The sequence below is a fragment of the Azospirillum sp. B510 genome (genome assembly GCF_000010725.1).
Taxonomy (GTDB): domain Bacteria; phylum Pseudomonadota; class Alphaproteobacteria; order Azospirillales; family Azospirillaceae; genus Azospirillum; species Azospirillum lipoferum_B.
Genome location: NC_013854.1, coordinates 1,616,705 through 1,634,051 on the forward strand (window position 1 = coordinate 1,616,705; position 17,347 = coordinate 1,634,051).

Annotated in this window: 15 protein-coding genes; 8 read left to right on the plus strand and 7 right to left on the minus strand. The window is 65.2% G+C overall.

Annotated elements, in window-relative coordinates:
- Nucleotides 1–61: 61 nt before the first annotated feature.
- From AZL_RS07495 to AZL_RS07505, 3 genes are all read left to right on the plus strand, one after another.
- Nucleotides 62–949, plus strand: a complete 888-nt coding sequence (locus AZL_RS07495; protein WP_012974026.1) for a branched-chain amino acid ABC transporter permease — start codon at nt 62–64, stop codon at nt 947–949.
- Nucleotides 950–954: 5 nt separating this feature from the next.
- On the plus strand, nt 955–1,968 hold the full coding sequence (locus AZL_RS07500; protein WP_042442774.1) for a branched-chain amino acid ABC transporter permease: 1,014 nt from the start codon (nt 955–957) through the stop codon (nt 1,966–1,968).
- Between the two features lie 245 nt (nt 1,969–2,213).
- Nucleotides 2,214–2,822, plus strand: a complete 609-nt coding sequence (locus tag AZL_RS07505; protein ID WP_042442775.1) for a phasin family protein — start codon at nt 2,214–2,216, stop codon at nt 2,820–2,822.
- Between the two features lie 88 nt (nt 2,823–2,910).
- On the opposite strand, the gene AZL_RS07510 is transcribed toward AZL_RS07505, so the two are convergent.
- Complete coding sequence (locus tag AZL_RS07510; protein ID WP_012974029.1) at nt 2,911–3,753, minus strand: 23S rRNA (adenine(2030)-N(6))-methyltransferase RlmJ; 843 nt, start codon at nt 3,751–3,753, stop codon at nt 2,911–2,913.
- A gap of 85 nt (nt 3,754–3,838) precedes the next feature.
- Nucleotides 3,839–4,540: a transglycosylase SLT domain-containing protein gene (locus tag AZL_RS07515; protein ID WP_042442776.1), complete on the minus strand. Its 702-nt coding sequence runs from the start codon at nt 4,538–4,540 to the stop codon at nt 3,839–3,841.
- A gap of 588 nt (nt 4,541–5,128) precedes the next feature.
- Between AZL_RS07515 and AZL_RS07520 the strand changes: the two genes are divergently transcribed.
- Entirely contained in the window at nt 5,129–6,481 is a 1,353-nt protein-coding gene (locus AZL_RS07520; protein WP_012974031.1) for a tetratricopeptide repeat protein, read from the plus strand.
- Nucleotides 6,482–6,534: 53 nt separating this feature from the next.
- On the opposite strand, the gene AZL_RS07525 is transcribed toward AZL_RS07520, so the two are convergent.
- Complete coding sequence (locus tag AZL_RS07525; RefSeq protein ID WP_012974032.1) at nt 6,535–8,031, minus strand: hypothetical protein; 1,497 nt, start codon at nt 8,029–8,031, stop codon at nt 6,535–6,537.
- 105 nt (nt 8,032–8,136) lie between these two features.
- On the minus strand, nt 8,137–8,361 hold the full coding sequence (locus AZL_RS07530; RefSeq protein WP_042442777.1) for an anti-sigma factor family protein: 225 nt from the start codon (nt 8,359–8,361) through the stop codon (nt 8,137–8,139).
- 351 nt (nt 8,362–8,712) lie between these two features.
- Between AZL_RS07530 and AZL_RS07535 the strand changes: the two genes are divergently transcribed.
- Nucleotides 8,713–9,573, plus strand: a complete 861-nt coding sequence (locus AZL_RS07535; RefSeq protein WP_042442778.1) for an SDR family oxidoreductase — start codon at nt 8,713–8,715, stop codon at nt 9,571–9,573.
- Between the two features lie 78 nt (nt 9,574–9,651).
- On the opposite strand, the gene AZL_RS07540 is transcribed toward AZL_RS07535, so the two are convergent.
- A complete protein-coding gene (locus AZL_RS07540) occupies nt 9,652–10,803 on the minus strand; it encodes a methyl-accepting chemotaxis protein (RefSeq protein WP_247894316.1) in 1,152 nt (383 codons plus the stop codon).
- A gap of 117 nt (nt 10,804–10,920) precedes the next feature.
- On the opposite strand from AZL_RS07540, the gene AZL_RS36900 reads away from it, so the two are divergent.
- Nucleotides 10,921–11,217, plus strand: a complete 297-nt coding sequence (locus AZL_RS36900) for a hypothetical protein (RefSeq protein ID WP_247894317.1) — start codon at nt 10,921–10,923, stop codon at nt 11,215–11,217.
- 150 nt (nt 11,218–11,367) lie between these two features.
- Nucleotides 11,368–12,444, plus strand: a complete 1,077-nt coding sequence (locus AZL_RS07545) for an IS5-like element ISAzs10 family transposase (RefSeq protein ID WP_012973766.1) — start codon at nt 11,368–11,370, stop codon at nt 12,442–12,444.
- A gap of 583 nt (nt 12,445–13,027) precedes the next feature.
- Here AZL_RS07545 and AZL_RS07550 read toward each other — a convergent pair.
- Both AZL_RS07550 and AZL_RS07555 read right to left on the minus strand, forming a co-directional pair.
- On the minus strand, nt 13,028–13,501 hold the full coding sequence (locus tag AZL_RS07550; protein ID WP_042442780.1) for a sigma-70 family RNA polymerase sigma factor: 474 nt from the start codon (nt 13,499–13,501) through the stop codon (nt 13,028–13,030).
- Nucleotides 13,502–13,982: 481 nt separating this feature from the next.
- Nucleotides 13,983–14,498 (minus strand): GNAT family N-acetyltransferase, encoded by a 516-nt coding sequence (locus AZL_RS07555; protein ID WP_012974036.1) that lies wholly within the window; start codon nt 14,496–14,498, stop codon nt 13,983–13,985.
- Between the two features lie 180 nt (nt 14,499–14,678).
- Between AZL_RS07555 and AZL_RS07560 the strand changes: the two genes are divergently transcribed.
- Nucleotides 14,679–17,177, plus strand: coding sequence for a glycogen/starch/alpha-glucan phosphorylase (locus AZL_RS07560; protein ID WP_012974037.1), 2,499 nt, complete (start codon nt 14,679–14,681; stop codon nt 17,175–17,177).
- Nucleotides 17,178–17,347 lie beyond the last annotated feature (170 nt).

The following is a 17,347-nucleotide window of genomic DNA, read 5'->3' on the forward strand; positions in this document are numbered from 1 at the left end:
CCGCGGCGGTCTTCGGACCGAAACCGCGGCGGCGATACCGCCGGGGAGAGCGACCCAGATGATGGGAACGATTTTCGGCATTCCGCCCCAGGCGCTGTTCGGCCAGCTCCTGCTGGGGCTGATCAACGGATCGTTTTATGCGCTGCTCAGTCTTGGGCTGGCGGTGATCTTCGGCATGTTGAACGTCATCAACTTCGCCCACGGCGCCCTTTATATGATGGGCGCCTTCGTGGCATGGCTCCTGCTGACCCAGTTCGGCATCGGCTATTGGCCGGCTTTGCTGGTGGCGCCGCTGATCGTCGGACTGTTCGGGGTGGTGCTGGAAAGGACGCTGCTGTCGCGGCTTTACAAGCTTGATCATCTCTATGGGCTGCTGCTGACCTTCGGTCTGGCGCTGATCGTCGAAGGGGCGTTCCGCCACCAATATGGTGTGTCGGGCCAACCCTACCCGATCCCCGATGCGCTGAGGGGCGGGCAGAATCTGGGGTTCATGTTCCTGCCCAACTATCGCGGCTGGGTGGTCGTCGCCTCGCTGGTCGTCTGCGTCAGCACCTGGCTCGCCATCGAGAAGACGAAGCTGGGCGCCTATCTGCGGGCGGCGACGGAAAATCCGGTGCTGGTCCAGGCCTTCGGCATCAATGTGCCGCGGATGGTCACGCTGACCTATGCCTTCGGCGTGGCGCTGGCCGGGCTGGCCGGCGTGCTGGCCGCCCCGATCTATCAGGTGTCGCCGCTGATGGGATCGAACCTGATCATCGTGGTGTTCGCGGTGGTGGTGATCGGCGGCATGGGCTCGATCCTGGGCGCCGTGCTGACCGGCTATGGATTGGGGCTGCTGGAGGGGTTGACCAAGGTTTTCTACCCTGAGGCATCGAACATCGTTGTCTTCGTCATCATGGCGGTGGTGCTGATGATCAAGCCCGCAGGCCTGTTCGGACGGGAGAGGTGAGCGCCATGAGCCTTCATACCCCGAGCGGCGGCGGCCGGGCGGCCGCGGCGGCATCCTCCGGCGCGGCCCCCAACATGGTGACCGGCGCGACCGGGCCGACGATGGCGAGGATCGTCGCGCTGGCGGCCCTGCTGGTCCTGCTGGCCGTACCGTTCCTGCTCTATCCCGTCTTCCTGATGAAGGTGCTGTGCTTCGCCCTGTTCGCCTGCGCCTTCAATCTGCTGATCGGCTTCGGCGGTCTGCTCAGCTTCGGCCACGCCGCCTTTTTCGGCAGCGCCGCCTATGTCACCGCCCATACGGTGAAGATGTGGGGGGTGCCGCCGGAACTCGGGATTCTGCTGGGCACCGCGGCTTCGGCCTTTCTCGGGCTGCTGTTCGGCGGCATCGCCATCCGCCGGCAGGGCATCTATTTCGCCATGATCACACTGGCGCTGAGCCAGATGGTCTATTTCCTGGCGTTGCAGTTGCCCTTCACCCATGGCGAGGATGGCATCCAGGCGGTTCCGCGCGGCGTCCTGTTCGGCGTCTTCGACCTGAACAACCCGCTGGCGATGTATTACACGGTGCTGGGCATCTTCCTGATCGGCTTCGCCATCATCTGGCGGACGGTGCAATCCCCCTTCGGACAGGTCTTGAAGGCGATCCGCGAGAATGAGCCGCGCGCCATCTCGCTGGGATACCGCACCGACCGCTACAAGCTGCTGGCCTTCATCCTGTCGGCGTCCCTGGCCGGGCTGGCCGGCGGGACCAAGGCGATCGTCTTCCAGTTGGCGACGCTGACCGACGTCACCTGGCAGATGTCGGGCGAGGTCGTGCTGATGACGCTGCTCGGCGGCATGGGCACGTTGAGCGGCCCGGTCATCGGTGCCGCGCTGGTGGTGACGCTGGAGAATTATCTGGCGGCGACCAGCCTGCCGGTCCCGGTGGTGATCGGTTGCATCTTCGTCGCCTGCGTTCTGGTCTTCCGTCGGGGCATCGCCGGAGAAATTCTGGCCAGATTGGGGAATAAGAGCCGATAAATCCGAGATTTCTAATCGGATATTCTCGGAAACCTGGAAGAACTGTTTCATCAAAAAGGCAGTTCTGTTTCGAGATTTCGTGTACCTCGAAAGAAGGGATGTGATGCTGTTATTTTGCGCCCTGGAATAATTTGCTTTCCGGGTGTTATAGAACCGTACTCGTTCGGCGGTGCGGCAAAATGACGGGCGCAAGCTCTGGGAAAAGCGTGCCCAACCCGGACGACCTTATTCGAGGAGCACTCCGCATGGCTACGGACAAGGACACCACGACCAGCGTGCGTGAAGCCGCCGCCCTGACGAAAGGAACGGTGGAGGATATGACGCGTGCCGGCGAGGCCACCACCCGCCGCGCCGCCGACGCCGTCCGCTCGATCGGCCAGAATTCGGCGGAGACCGGCCGCCGCGTCGCCGATGCCGGCCTGGATGCCAGCCGTAAGGCGGCGGAATCCGTCAACGATGCCGCCGGCCGGACGGCGGAGCAGGTCCAGCATGCGCTGGGGCTGTCCAAGGAAGCCCAGGGGCAGGTCGCCAGCCAGACACGGGAAACCATGGATGTCATGGTTCAGTGCGGCAATGTCCTGGCCGATGGATTCCAGGCCGCCTGGCGCGAATGGACCGGGCTGGCGCAGGAGATCGCGACCCGGCATGCGGAAGGCGTCAACGCGCTGATGCGCAGCCGCAGCGTTCCGGATTTCTATGCGGCACAGAGCCGGATGCTGACGGAAACCATGGAACTGTTCCTCAGCCGGGGGGCCAAAATCTCCGAACTCTCGGCGAACACCGCGAATACCGCCATCGGCAAGCTGAACGCCCGTCTTGAAGGCGCCGCCCAACAGGCGGAGCGCCGGTTCTGAGCGATGCGCCTCTGTTGGCGACTGGACTCCATCTTGACTGGACCCCGGCCCGTAAGAGCCGGGGTTTTTGTTTGATCGGAGTCCGGGCCTACACTGCCTCCGGCGTCAGCCAGCTCACCGCCGCGCCACCGCCTGTGGTGGGCAGCGCCTGATGCAGGGCCGGCAGCATCTCCCTCAGCGTCTCATCCAGCTTCCAGGGGGCGTTGACGATCAGCAGGCCGGAGCCATTCAGCCGCAGGTGGGTGTCCTCTGGATGCCAGGTCAGTTCGGCGATCAGCACCTTGGGGATGCCGGTCTTTTCCACCGCATCCTGGAAGCGCCAGACCGCGGCGCGTTCCTTGATCGGATACCACAGGGCGAAGATGCCGGTCGACCAGCGGCGGTGCGCCTGGGCCAGCCCCTCGGCCATGCGGGCGAATTCATCCGGCTGTTCGAAGGGCGGATCGATCAGGACCAGCCCGCGTTTCTCCTTTGGCGGAAGATGGGCCTTCAGCGCGCTGTATGCATCGCCGTTGTGGACGGAGACAGCGCGATCGCCGGCGAACTCCGCCTTCAGGTCGCGGGCATCCTCGGGATGCAGCTCCACCAGCACCATGCGGTCCTGCGGACGCAGGGCGGACCGGGCGATGTGGGGGGAGCCGGGATACCATCGCAAGACACCGTCGGGGTTCTGGGCCTGGATGGTCTCCATATAAGGAGACAGCGCCGGATGCGGCAGGGGATGGCCGAACAGCCGGCCGATGCCGGCGTCGCTTTCCGCCGTCTTGCGGGCCGCTTCGGATGTCAGGTCGTAGCGGCCGATGCCGGCATGGGTGTCCAGCACACAGAAGGGCGCCGGCTTGGCGCGCAGGTGGGACAGGATCAGCGCCAGCACGGCGTGCTTCATCACGTCGGCCGGGTTGCCGGCATGGAAGATATGGCGGTAGTTCATGAGGCGGGGTTTACCCGATCACGCATCGCGATGCCAGCGCTGTCGCCGGACGGATCGCCGTGGATGCCGGATCGGGGAGCGGGGATCAGTTGATGGCCGCGACCTGCTGGGCGTTGCGGAAGCTGCGCCGGGTGCGCGGGGCGACGTTGACCGGATCGGTGTCTTCGCAACGGGTGGAGGCGAGAAGCTTGGCGCTCTGGCTGTCGAGTTCCGAAAGGCTTTGCCAGATCTTGCAGACATAGGCCTGGGCGCGACGGCCGGAACTGCCATTGTAGCGGGAGATCGCGGTCTTCCAGTTGCCCTCTTCCCCATGGAAGCGGACGAGAAGCTGGCCGGCATAGAACACGTTGTCGCGCGGCTCGACGATCTTTTCGACCGGCTGGAACTCGCCCCGGTGGGTGCCGACCGACAGCTGCATGCAGCCGACATAGGTGTTGCTGCGAAGCTGCCCGCGGTTGTCGCGCAGATGGCGGGCCGCATCGTTGACGTTGCGGGCGTAATAGGCGCGGCCCTGGACGCTCATCGCGAAGGGGTGGGGGGCACCGTCCTGGCCGCTTTCCACCAGGGCGATGGCCACCAGGAGCCCGGACGGAATGCCGAGCTTCTGTTCGGCCTCGACCGCGTGGGTGACGCAGCTTTCCTTCGACGGGGCCTGGATGCTGGTCTGGGTCTGCGCCTGCGCCGTGCCGGATGCGGTCAGCGCAACCAGGGGAGCCGTCAGCAGTCCCGCAGCCAGTGCGAAGCGTCCACACGCCGTGGCGCCTACGCGCTGATTTCGTCCCCGCATCCCAAACCTCCTTCTGCTGTCGCCCCGTGTCATACGGCGGCTGTTTGACCCCCCGCGCGGGGCCGTTGTTCCGGTCACCGAGTCGCTTACGGCGACCGCCTCCTACCCAGATGTTCGACGCCTCCCAATCGGGCGCCGGGGTCACACTTCCAAAAATTTGATCTATCGTCAACCCGCTTGGTAGCTGGTAATACCACATCTTTCGCCCGTTGGATGTCACACGGGGGCATCGGACCGATGGCTTAGGTCTATCGATCTAGGCGGCAAGCCATTGAATTGACACATTCATTGTCGAAATCGATTGGGGTGGCGAGCCCTCGCCGGCAGCTCCTTCGGAAGAGGGGCAAAAAGGGGGCTACCGCGACCGCGTGTCGCCGGAATCACACGTCGGAAGGATTTTCGCGCCCCCCTTGCGCGGCGCAGCATAATGGGGCAGTAAAATCCGCCGCCCTATTTCCCTGGAGTCGACCGCCAGGGCAGGGACGGTGCCGCAGCGTCGCCCGGGACGGCCCGATGGCGGGCGGAGGCGGGTGATCCGGGCCGGCGGCGTCCCCCAGGCCGAAGCCCGATATCAGGGGAAACCGATCCGTGTCCGCGGATAGCTCCACCGGCGGCCAGCCGCATCTCTACACTCTCGATCAAATATTCCGGTTCGGTTATGACCGGCTCTATGCCAGCGATCATGTGGGAGCTGCCCGCGCGTTCCGCGTCGCCGTCACCACCGATCCCCGCAATGGCGAGGCGTGGTCCGCCCTGGCCGAGGCCGGCGGTGCGGAGGAGCCGGCGTCGCATGTGGCGGCCTGCTTCCAGCACGCCGTCATCCTCGATCCCGGCAACTGGACATGGCGGCTGATGCTGGCCGACGCCTTGCGGCAGTGCGGTGAAATCGATGCCGCATATGCGCTTTTCCGCGCTCTCGCCGCCGATCGCAGCGATTCGGCACCGGCGCGACTCGGACTCGCCCGCTGCCTTGGCGCCCTCGGCCGCCCGGAGGAGGCGCTGGAGGAGTATCGGGAGGCGGTGGCCCTGCGTCCCAGCGACAGCGAATCCGTCCTGGCCCTGGCGGAGGCGCTGACCGCGTCGGGTGATGCGCTGGCCGCGGTCGAGCTGTTGCAGCCGCTTTCCCGTCAATTTGAGGAAGCCGCGTCCGTCCATCATGCGCTGGGCCGTTGCTGGCTCGCGCTGCGCGAACCGGTGAAGGCGCTGGCCGCGCTCCGTCACGCCAGGGATATCGCCGAGGGGGACGAGGCGGCCGCCATCGACCGCCTGATCGCCGCCCTGGAGGCCGGGGAGGGGGCCGACCTGTCGGCCGCCTATGTCCGCGCCCTGTTCGACCGTTACGCCGACCGCTTCGACCAGGATCTGGTCGGCAAGCTGGGCTATGCGGCGCCGGACCTGCTGCGTTCGGCGGTCGATCGGCTCATGCCCGCCGCCGCCGGGTTGCGGATTCTCGATCTGGGCTGCGGCACCGGGCTCGCGGGCGTCAGCTTCAGGTCGCTGGCCGCCCATCTGGCCGGTGTCGACCTGTCGCCGCGGATGGTCGAGAAGGCCCGGCAACGGGCACTTTATGATGACCTTACCGTCGGCGATGTCGTCGAGGCGATGGAGCGAACGGCCGGCGGCTGGGACCTTCTGGTCGCCGCCGACGTGCTGGTCTATCTCGGCGACCTCGTCCCGGTTTTCGCAGCGGCGGCCCGTGCCCTGCCGGTGGGCGGACGGTTCGCCGCGACGGTGGAGCGGTTGCCGGCCGGGCCGGAGACGCAGGCCACGGAGTCCTTCGTCCTCGGCGCGACCCGGCGCTATGCCCATGCCGAGTCCTATGTCCGCGAGACCGCCGAGGCCGCCGGCTTCACCGTCCGTCTGATGGAGCCCTGCACCCCGCGCCGGGAAAAGGGCGTGCCGGTTCCCGGGCTTCTGTTCGTGGTCGAGCGGGGGCGGTAGCGTCCTAGAGTGCGATGGGTTCAGAGATAGACTCTGTTAAGTCACCATCTGCATCAGATGGCCTGGACGTGGCGTCCGCCGTCATCGGGACGACACCAGCCTACGTGAAGTTGGCCCTTGGCGTCGAAGCTGCAAGCGATCCAGCCCGGACCATGCAGCAGGCGCCGGCCGTCCTCGGCGAAGGGCGGCATCTCGAACCGGTGGCCGGGCAGGGGGTGGTCCGGGCGGATGAACAGCGGCTCCGCCAGACGGGAGACCCATCCTTCCGGGCGTCCGGCGGCGGAGAAGGGGGGAGCGTGGAGTTGCCACATCTCCAATCCGCCGCCGCGCAGGACACCGCGCGCCCCGCTCTCCCCCCCCGGTCTGCCGGCGATCCCGCCCAGCCCGCGCGAGGCGATGGTGACGCGGCAGCCGCTGCGGCGGGAGAAATCGGCCAGCATTCTAACCATCCGCTCCCAATCGGCGTGGCGGCCAGGTGCGGACCAGTGGTCGCCCAGCCGGCTGCGCAAGCGGAGCGGAAGGATGCCGCCCCACCGGCCCGGCAGCGCCGAGGCGGGGCTGAGGAGGGGGGCTCCGCTGACCAGGATCAGGTGACGGCAGTCGGTGAACCGGTCGAGCCAATCGGCAAAGGCGCTCCAACCGCGCTCGGACAGCATGCGCCGTCCGTTGCGGTCGCTCCACAGGTCGAGCGTCAACAGGCCCGACTCGCCCATGACGAAGCCCTGCGCCAGGGTTCCGCAAGCCGATCCCCACAGACAGTCGGGTGGAGCATCGGCGACGGAGCCGGTCTGGAACAGTTGCGTCTGCCGCCGGACCGCCATCATCAGCGGGCGCAGGCTGCGCGAGGTGGCGTCGCCCTCCTCGCGGTCGCCCCAGGCGCCGGCCAGCAGACGTCCGAGATCGGCGCCGTCCCACATCATCACCGAGGGAATCGAGGCCAGCGCCAACGCCGCCCCGGCACCGCTCCAACTCCGCAGCATGCGGTCGAAGCCGGCGCCCATCAGTTCCTCCGCCACGCCGGGCAGCGCGGGGCCGAGCCGACGCGAGGCGTCGGACAGCAGGGCGTTGGCCTGGGGAGACGACGCCATCACCGCATTGCCGTCGACCTGCCCGCCGGCCTGAACCAACAGGTGATAGCGGTCGGTCGAATGCCGGGCGGTCAGCTGGGGCCAGAGGGCGGCGGACGATTCGGCGTCCGGCCCGGCCCCGCCCATTATTCCGCTTCCGTATAGAATGGCCATGCGCGGAAGCGAATGGCGCCCCGGAACGACCACGGACCAGCGGGGACCATCGGGAAAGCCATAGACGACGTCGGTGTCGCGCATGGCGCGGGGAACGGCGAAGTCGAAGCGCCAGACATGGCGGCGGCGCCAGACCATCAGATGGCGGGGGGGAACGGGAAGGGTGACGCCATCGACCCGCAGATCGTCGGGTTCGACATCCCCGTCCAGAACGAACAGGGCCGACAACCACCAGCGGTCGCGCTGCTCACCACGGAAATAAAGGATGGGACCGAGAAGGATGCTCGGTTCCGCTCGTCTGGGCGCCATGCTTCATCCGTCCGAACCGGCCCTTCCCCCTAGGATGGACCTGCCGCATGCAATAGCGCAAGCCGCCGGCGGACGGAGGAAAATTATCGCGGCCGAAGAGGCGGGCTATCCGTTCCGCTTGCGCAACAGCTCCAGCATTCTCGGTGGCACCTGTTCGTTCAGCACCGGGTCATACAGACGATGAAGCTCATCAACATGCTGGCGATGCTGGGCGAGCAACGCCTTGGCGTCGGGATCGCCTTCGACCGCGTTTTCGAATTCCGCACGCTCCCGGTCATCGAGAGCGCCGTCCAGATAGGCGTTGATATCGGTCATCGTCACACGCTTCATCTCTGTCGTTCCCGGATGGGTCGCCGGGGTTCTCCCCTGGGACACGATCAACCGTGACACGTCCGGTGGCTCCACCGTTTCCGGAAAGCTCGGCCGAAAGGACGCCCGGCCCATCTTATGGGCATGATCCTCGGCCATACCAGTCCGACAAACGGCGCGATCATCGCTCCCCTTCGAGGCGAGCAAACCGGTATCGCCATCCTCTTTCGCGTCGCCCGGCCAAGTAACAGGGCGATGTCGGCGAATGTTCCGGCGGCCTAAAGCACGGAACGCCGGGCGCGGGGGACTGTTGTGATTGTGCAACTCGCCCAGCCCGCGCCCCGAGACGGGCGCAGAAGAAGGAGAATGCCGATGGCTCAGCTGGAGAGCAGGCAGCCGCCCCAGCATCAGAGCATCCAGCCGGGCCATCAGGCGCCGATGACGCCCCAGCCGTCGGATGGCGGACCGACCTATCGCGGCAGCGGCAAGCTGCGCGACAAGGTGGCGCTGATCACCGGCGGCGACAGCGGCATCGGCCGCTCCATCGCGGTGCTTTATGCGCGCGAGGGCGCCAAGATCGGCATCCTCTATCTGAACGAGGATGACGACGCCCGCGAAACCCGCAGGCTGGTCGAAGCCGAGGGCCAGACCTGCACCATCCTGAGCGGGGATGTCGGTCAGGAGGAGACCTGCCGCAAGGCGGTCGAGCGCCTCGTCGGCGACCATGGCCGCATCGACATCCTCATCAATAACGCGGCCGAGCAGCATCCGCGGAGATCGATCGAGGACATCACCGCCGAGCAGTTGGAGCGGACCTTCCGCACCAACATCTTCGGCCAGTTCTATATGGTGAAGGCCGCCCTGCCGCATATGAATGAGGGGGCCGTCATCATCAACACCACCTCCGTGACCGCCTACAAGGGCAGCCCCGAACTGCTGGACTATTCCGCCACCAAGGGCGCCATCGTCGCCTTCACCCGGTCATTGTCGATGGCGTTGAGCGACCGCGGCATCCGGGTCAACGCGGTGGCGCCCGGCCCGATCTGGACCCCGCTGATTCCCTCCACCTTCGACGAGGAGAAGGTCGAGAACTTCGGCGGCAACGTGCCGATGAAGCGTGCCGGCCAGCCGGACGAGGTGGCGCCGGCCTATGTGTTCCTGGCTTCCGACGATTCCTCTTATATGTCCGGCCAGGTGCTGCATCCGAATGGCGGCACCGTGGTGAATGGCTGATCCGCCGATGGAGGGCCCCGCCTGGCTTCATCCGGGCGCGGCGAGGCCCTTCCCGATTGGCCCTCCCACTGGCGGGCATCACGCCGTGCGGATGCGGGAGACGAAGGCGTTCACCGAATCCCGCAGGGTCTGCGCCTGGCTACCGAGGCTGTCGGCCGCCTGAAGGACCTCGGCAGCCGACCGTCCGGTCTCCAGCGACGCGTCGCTCACCCCCGTGATGCTGCGTGACACCTCCGCGGTTCCCTGCGCCGCCTGCTGGACGTTGCGGGAGATCTCGCCAGTGGCCGCGGTCTGCTCCTCCACCGCGGAGGCGATGGAGGTGGCGATCTGGTTGACCTGGCGCACCGTGTCGGCGATGCCGCGGATGGCACCGACGGCGCCCTGGGTCTCCTTCTGGATGGCCAGGATCTGTCCGGAGATCTCCTCGGTCGCCCGCGCGGTCTGGTTGGCGAGCCCCTTCACTTCACTGGCCACCACCGCGAAGCCCTTGCCGGCCTCGCCGGCCCGCGCCGCCTCGATGGTGGCGTTGAGCGCCAGCAGATTGGTCTGGCTGGCGATCTCCTGGATCAACTGCACGACGCTGCCGATCCGCTCCGCCGCCTGGGCCAGGCTTTCGACGGTGGCATTGGTGCGTTGCGCCTCGTCCACCGCCGACCGGCTGATCCGGGTGGCGGTTTCCAACTGGCGGGCGATCTCGCTGATGGAACTCGCCAGCTCTTCGGCGGCGGATGCCACCGTCTGCACGTTGTTCAGCGTCTCGTCGCTGGCGGCCGCGACGGCGGAAGCCTGACGGGTGGTTTCCTCGGCGGTCGAGGACATGTTTTCGGCATTGCTCTGCAACTGGTTGGCAGCCGACGACACCGCGCCGACCACGCCCTGAACGCTCGCCTCGAAGCTGTCGGCCAGCGCGTTCATCGTCCTGGCCTTCTCCGCGGCCGCGAGCGCCTCGGCATCCCTGGCTTCCCGCTCCATCTGGCGGTTGCGGATGAGGTTCTGTTTGAAGATCTCGACCGTGCGGGCCATCGACCCGACCTCGTCCCGGCGCCCGGTGCCGGCGACCACCGTCGCCGCATCGCCGTCGGCAAGCCGTTCCATGGTGCCGTTGAGCTGGGTGATCGGCCGGCGGATTCCAAAGACCGCGATGACGACCGATGCGGATGCGCCCAGCAGGATCGCGACCAGCACGCCGCTCAAAGCCTTGGTGGTAATTCTATCGGTCTGATCACTCAAATCACTGGATGACCGCAGGACACCGCCATTCACCTCGTCGGACAATTTGGCGGTGACATCAAATGTCTCCCTGATCAGCGGCCGGCCCTTCTTGCCATAGAGTTCCGTAGCCCCGGCATGATCGCCCTTTTCCTTGGCGTTGATGATTTCGGGTACGGTGCTCCTGAGAGCGGCAAGCATGTCGGTCATCCGCGCGACGGCCGCCCGGTTCTCCGGCCTTGCGAGACGCATGACGACCGCGTTGGAATCCGCGATTGTCGCCTGCATATCCATGAGCGTCTTCTTCAGGGCGGGGAGATCGGCGGCATCTTGCAGAATCAGGAGGTTATTCATCTGTCGTCCGAAATTGGCGACATCGCCGCGCATCCTCTCAAGCTTCAGAGCGAATTGAATGTCGTTGGCGATCAGGAGTGAATAGTCGTCATCCACACGGTTCAACGAGGTGGTCATATAGATCGAAAGGCCGATTGCCACCGCGCTTAGCAGGCCGCGGAAAAAGGGCTGTGCACGGCTGTCGTGTCGTGATTCCCTCCAGTGAGGGCAAAGGCGACCGTTGAGGGAATGATGCGGGGCTCGGACGAACGCAGCGAAGGTCTTTTCAGCTACGTGAGCTGCGAGGCACGGGTTCCGGCGACCCATCCATTGCGGCCGATCCGGGCCATCGTGGACGAAGCGCTGGAGGTGATGTCACCGGCGTTCGAGGGGCTGTACTCCAAGATCGGCCGGCCGTCGATCCCGCCGGAAAAGCTGCTGCGGGCGCTGCTGCTCCAGGCCTTCTACTCGGTGCGCTCGGAACGCCAGCTGATGGAACAGCTCGACTATAACCTGCTGTTCCGCTGGTTCGTCGGCTTGTCGATGGACGCTCCGGTGTGGGACGTGACGGTGTTCACCAAGAACCGGGAGCGTCTGCTGGCCGGGGATGTGGCGGCCAAGTTCCTGGCCACCGTGCTGGGCCAGCCGAAGGTGAAAGCGCTGCTGTCGGACGAGCACTTCTCGGTGGACGGGACGCTGATCGAAGCCTGGGCCAGCGTGAAGAGCTTCCGGCCCAAAGATGGCAGCGGTGAGCCGCCGGGGCCGGGACGCAACGGCGAACGCGACTTTCACGGCGAGAAGCGGTCCAACGAGACCCATGCCTCGACCAGCGACCCCGAGGCGCGGCTGTACCGCAAGGGCAACGGGCAGCCGGCGAAGCTGGCCTTCATGGGTCATGCGTTGATGGAGAACCGGAACGCCCTGGTGGTCAATGTCCGGCTCACCGCGGCGACCGGCTTGGCCGAGCGCGAGGCGGCGGTGTCCATGGTCGAGGCCATCCCCGGCCGCCACCGCATCACGGTGGGCGCCGACAAGGCCTACGACACCAAGGATTTCGTGGCGAACATGCGCGAGTTGGGCGCCGCCCCGCACGTCGCCCAGAACACCCGCAACCGCCGCTCGGCCATCGACGGCCGAACCACCCGCCACCCCGGCTATGCAGTCAGCCTACGAATCCGCAAGCGCATCGAGGAGGTGTTCGGCTGGATCAAAGGGGCCGGGCTACGCAAGACCCGCCATCGCGGCACGGCCCGTGTCGGCTGGATGTTCACCCTGACCGCCGCCGCCTACAACCTGATCCGCCTGCCAAAGCTACTGGCGGCGGCATAATCACGCCCGGAGTCCGCCCAAAAGGCGGCCTTGGGCGCTCCAGGCCGGGGGTGCACCCGCTGATTTCGACCAAAGCGGGTGCAAAAGGCCCAAATTTCGAGCCTCCGCAGAGGCAAGGACGCCATACACGAGCCTTTTTCCGCGTCCTGTTAGAAGGAAAACGACGAAATAAATCTTCGGTCCGATGCCGATGCGATCCAAAAAACTCATGGCAATCACCTTCATTTTATATGATTACGAAGGGTTTCTGCGATTAATATCACTAAAGAATATCTGTAATTTTTTATTAATTGCAGTGAATGGAAATTCAATACGAGAATTATCAATGATCAGTTAACAATATGGGGACAATTTTGTTATAGCATCTCATTTTTCAATAAAAATTCAGCAAAATTGGCAATGATCACAAAGGATTTTTCGGAGCATGGCCCTGTCGCCGTCCATGATATGGATCATTTTATTCCGGGCCAGGCGGCTTCGATCTTCCACGTGGCGGGGTATGACGGCGCGCATGCGTGCGCTCCCCGCAACGATATGCGGGGAGCGATAGGGAGGGCGCATAATGGTTGCGGCGCGGAAACGATCAGGTCGCCATCAGGGTGTTCAGCCGTTCCCGCGCTCGGCAAAGGCGTGAGCGGATCGTGCCGATGGAGACATTCAACGTGTCGGCGGCCTCCTGATAGGGACGCCCCTCGATGGCGACCAGCTTCACGACCTTGCGCTGGCTGGGGGTGAGCGAAGAGAAGGCGCGGTCGACATCCCTGAACACCAGCCTCGACATCTGCGCCGCGTCGACCGACATGGCGCCGTCCCACAATTCCACTTTCGTCACATGGCGGTCACGTTGCAGGTTGTTGAAGTGCAGATTCTTCAGCATGGTGGTCAGCCAAGCCTGCATATTTGTTCCGGGTTCGAAACGATGTTGGCGCGACAGGGCACGTGCCAGGCAATCCTGTAGCAGGTCCTCCGCGGCGTTGGCGTCGCGGGTCAGCTTGCAGGCATAGCGCTGTAGATTGGGCATGCAGTGGATCAGTTCGTTTTCGAACGAGTACGCCATGGTCTTACCTTCCTCCACGGTCTGTATACGTTTCCCGTCGGCCGGGTGAGCGGCGGCGCTTTCCGTCCGCAGGGGCCGGAGCGGAGCGGAGCGGGGACGGCATTGAGGTTTCCGGCGCGTGCAAGCGGTGCGGCCGGTTCGAAGGGCTGACGTGTCTTTTGCGGTCGTGGCTGTCTTTTCGGTCCGGGCGTTCAGGGCACCCTGGCCACTTTTCCCGGCGTCACCCTCGGGGCGGCCGCCATGCGGTCGCCATCATGCGTGTCACGGGTGTGGTGGAACGATCCGGTCGGCGGTGGCGTCATTGCGGCGGTCCCGGTGTTGCCCGTCGTTGATCGTGTCGGGAGTCAAACGCGTCGTGCGCCGCGGATGTTCCACCGCAGGGTTCAGAAAGAGTGACATCGGTGGCAGACCGCGGCGATTCCGGTCCAGGCCGCGCTTGCCGGGCTTACCACCATCGAAAGAGCCCGGTGATGCCCGGTGGCTATGGTCGGCCGTGGAACGCCAGCGGCTTTTGCAGGCGAAGCGCCGCCATGCCATCTTCATAATAATCGGGATGGATGGCGAAGCGGCGATAGCCGGCCGACCCGTAGAGCGCGATCGCCGCCGCGTTGTCCGCCCGCACCTCAAGCCTCACCCCGATACAACCATGGGCGGCGGCGGCCTTTTCCAGCGCGGCCAGCAGCCGGCGGCCGACGCCCTGTCCCCGCGTGCCCGGAGCGACGGCGAAGGAGGTCAGGCGGGCGAAGGGCGTCCCGGCATGGAACGCCACCACGCCATAGCCGACCGCCTGCCCTGGCCCCGTCACCGCTTGGCGGCAGGCGACGAGGACAACACCTTTCGCTTTCTCCACCGCGTAACGGAAATTGCGCGGCGTCATGCGGTCGGTCGCGAAGCTGCGCTCCTCGATCGCCAGCAGCGCTGGAAGATCGGCCAATTCGGCCGGGCGGATGCCGATGCGTGCTGCATCGCAGTGGACAGGATCGGTTTCGTGAAGCATCGTTGACGGGAAAAAAGGGGAGGGGACGACAGCCTACTCCCTTTTACCACAGCGAAACGGCGGTGTGCTCGATCCGGGGAAAGCTTTGATTAACCAACAAAGTGGACACTTTCCCGATGTCTGGCGCGCCGTCCCACCAGCCGCCCGCTCCTATTGGCCTTTCACGCAGAAAGTCAGGACATGGACGCTCGATATAAATCTCGCGACATCGAACGCCGCAGCCTGGATGTCGATGGCCTCAAACGGTCGTTCCTGGAATGGCTGGTCTATTCGGTTGGCAAGGATGCCCGCGCCGCCACGCGCCGCGACTGGTTCCACACCGTGGCATTGGCCGTGCGCGACCGCGTCGTCGACCGCTGGATGGACACGACCCGCAGCTATTACCAGGAGGATTCCAAGCGCGTTTATTACCTCTCCCTGGAATTCCTGATCGGGCGTCTGCTGACAAACAGCCTGTCGAACCTGGGCATCGTCGATGAATGCCGGCAGGCGCTCGACCGGCTCGGCCTGTCGATGGAGGATGTGGTCGATTCCGAACCGGACGCCGCACTCGGCAACGGCGGTCTCGGCCGTCTGGCCGCCTGCTTCCTCGACAGCATGGCGTCCCAGGGGCTGCCGGGCTACGGCTATGGCATCCGCTATGAATTCGGCCTGTTCGAACAGCGGTTCGAGAATGGCTGGCAGGTCGAATATCCAGAGCAGTGGCTGCAATTCGGCAATCCGTGGGAATTCGCCCGTCCGGAGGTGCTGTATCCGGTCCAGTTCTACGGCCGTGTCGAGGAGTTCCGCGACAGCGTGGGCGAGCGCGCCTATCGCTGGGTCGATGCCGACCGCGTGCTGGCGATGGCTTATGACACGCCGGTCGTCGGCTATGGCGGCGACACCATCAACACGCTGCGCCTGTGGTCGGCCCGCGCCACCCGCGACTTCAACTTCGGCCACTTCAACGACGGCGCCTACATGAAGGCGGTCGAGCAGAAGATCCTGTCGGAGAATCTCAGCCGCGTCCTCTACCCCAACGATGCGACCGAGACCGGCAAGGAGTTGCGGCTGAAGCAGGAGTATTTCTTCACCTCCGCCTCGTTGCAGGACATCCTGCGCCGCTATCTGCAACACCACACCACCTTCGACAATCTGCCCAACAAGGCGGCGATCCAGTTGAACGACACGCATCCGGCCATCGGCATCGCCGAACTGATGCGCCTGCTGGTCGATCAACATGCGCTCCGCTGGGACGACGCGTGGGAGATCACGCGCGCCACCTTCGCCTACACCAACCACACCCTGTTGCCCGAGGCGCTGGAAGCCTGGCCGGTGCGGATGATCGAGCGGGTGCTGCCGCGCCACATGCAGATCATCTACGAGATCAACGCCAAATTCCTGAACCGCGCCAAGGCGAAGGCCGCCGGCGACAATGCCAGGCTGTCGCGCCTGTCGCTGATCGACGAGCGCGGCGAACGCCGCGTGCGCATGGGCAATCTGGCTTTCCTCGGCTCGCACAAGGTCAATGGCGTGTCGGCCCTGCACACCGACCTGATGAAGCAGACGGTCTTCGCCGACTTCCACGAGGAATTCCCCGACCGCATCAACAACAAGACCAACGGCATCACCCCGCGCCGCTGGCTGAAGCAGGCCAACCCGGCCCTGTCGGAGTTGATCACCACCCGCATCGGCACCGGCTGGATCTCCGACCTGTCGCAGATCGCGGCCCTGCGCGAAAAGGCCGACGACGTGGTGTTCCGCGAGGAGTTCCGCCGGGCCAAGCGCAAGAACAAGAAGCGTCTGGCCGCCTATATCGCCCGCCAGACCGGCGAGGAGGTGCTGGTCGACAGCCTGTTCGACGTGCAGGTCAAGCGCATGCACGAGTACAAGCGCCAGCTTCTCAACGTGCTGCACACCATCGCGCTCTACAACGAGATGCGCGACAACCCGACGGTCAGCTGGGTCCCGGTGACCAAGGTTTTCGCTGGCAAGGCGGCGCCGTCCTATCACATGGCCAAGCTGATCATCAAACTGATCAACGACGTTGCCAAAGTGGTGAACCATGACCCGTCGGTGCACGACAATCTGAAGGTTGTGCTGCTGCCGAACTACAATGTCACCGCGGCGGAGATCATCATACCGGCCGCCGACCTGTCGGAGCAGATCTCCACCGCCGGCATGGAGGCGTCGGGAACCGGCAACATGAAGCTGGCGCTGAACGGCGCGCTCACCATCGGCACGCTCGACGGCGCCAACGTCGAGATCCGCGAGCATGTCGGGCCGGACAACATCTTCATCTTCGGCATGACCGCGGAGGAGGTGAACGACCTGCGCGTCAGCGGCGGCTTCAACCCGCGCGAGGTGATCGCGTCGAACCCCAGCCTGAAGCGGGCGCTCGACATGATCTCCACCGGCGCCTTCTCGCCGGACGACCGCAACCGCTACGAGCCGATCGTCCAGGCGCTGACCGACGGCGGCGACCATTTCCTGGTGACGGCGGATTTCGCCGACTATTGCCGGGCCCAGGAGGCGGCGATGCAGCTGTACCGCGATCCGGAGGAATGGACCCGCAAGGCGATCCTGAACACCGCCAACATGGGCTGGTTCTCGTCCGACCGTACGGTCAGCGAGTATGCCGGCGAGATCTGGGACGTACACCCGGTCCACCCCAACCATGACGGCGAGGGCTTCCGGTAATCTTGGAAAGGGCGAATGCGCAGGCGCTTTACAAAGCCTGCGCATTCGGATAAGACCTACGTCATGAACCGCAAGGCCATCACCATCACTACGACCAAAAAAGCGACTCGCTTCGGCGGGAAGCGTCGTGGTGCGTGCTGATCGGATCGACCAGCGTTTCTTCCACGAGG

Excerpts from the sequence above, each read along its gene's own strand:
- AZL_RS07545 (WP_012973766.1), top strand. The coding sequence starts at position 11,368 with ATGCGGGGCTCGGACGAACGCAGCGAAGGTCTTTTCAGCTACGTGAGC.
- AZL_RS07530 (WP_042442777.1), bottom strand. The coding sequence starts at position 8,361 with ATGAAGCGTGTGACGATGACCGATATCAACGCCTATCTGGACGGCGCT.
- AZL_RS07535 (WP_042442778.1), top strand. The coding sequence starts at position 8,713 with ATGGCTCAGCTGGAGAGCAGGCAGCCGCCCCAGCATCAGAGCATCCAG.
- AZL_RS07560 (WP_012974037.1), top strand. The coding sequence starts at position 14,679 with ATGGACGCTCGATATAAATCTCGCGACATCGAACGCCGCAGCCTGGAT.
- AZL_RS07550 (WP_042442780.1), bottom strand. The coding sequence starts at position 13,501 with ATGGCGTACTCGTTCGAAAACGAACTGATCCACTGCATGCCCAATCTA.
- AZL_RS07525 (WP_012974032.1), bottom strand. The coding sequence starts at position 8,031 with ATGGCGCCCAGACGAGCGGAACCGAGCATCCTTCTCGGTCCCATCCTT.
- AZL_RS07510 (WP_012974029.1), bottom strand. The coding sequence starts at position 3,753 with ATGAACTACCGCCATATCTTCCATGCCGGCAACCCGGCCGACGTGATG.
- AZL_RS07500 (WP_042442774.1), top strand. The coding sequence starts at position 955 with ATGAGCCTTCATACCCCGAGCGGCGGCGGCCGGGCGGCCGCGGCGGCA.
- AZL_RS07555 (WP_012974036.1), bottom strand. The coding sequence starts at position 14,498 with ATGCTTCACGAAACCGATCCTGTCCACTGCGATGCAGCACGCATCGGC.
- AZL_RS36900 (WP_247894317.1), top strand. The coding sequence starts at position 10,921 with ATGATCGCCCTTTTCCTTGGCGTTGATGATTTCGGGTACGGTGCTCCT.
- AZL_RS07515 (WP_042442776.1), bottom strand. The coding sequence starts at position 4,540 with ATGCGGGGACGAAATCAGCGCGTAGGCGCCACGGCGTGTGGACGCTTC.
- AZL_RS07495 (WP_012974026.1), top strand. The coding sequence starts at position 62 with ATGGGAACGATTTTCGGCATTCCGCCCCAGGCGCTGTTCGGCCAGCTC.
- AZL_RS07505 (WP_042442775.1), top strand. The coding sequence starts at position 2,214 with ATGGCTACGGACAAGGACACCACGACCAGCGTGCGTGAAGCCGCCGCC.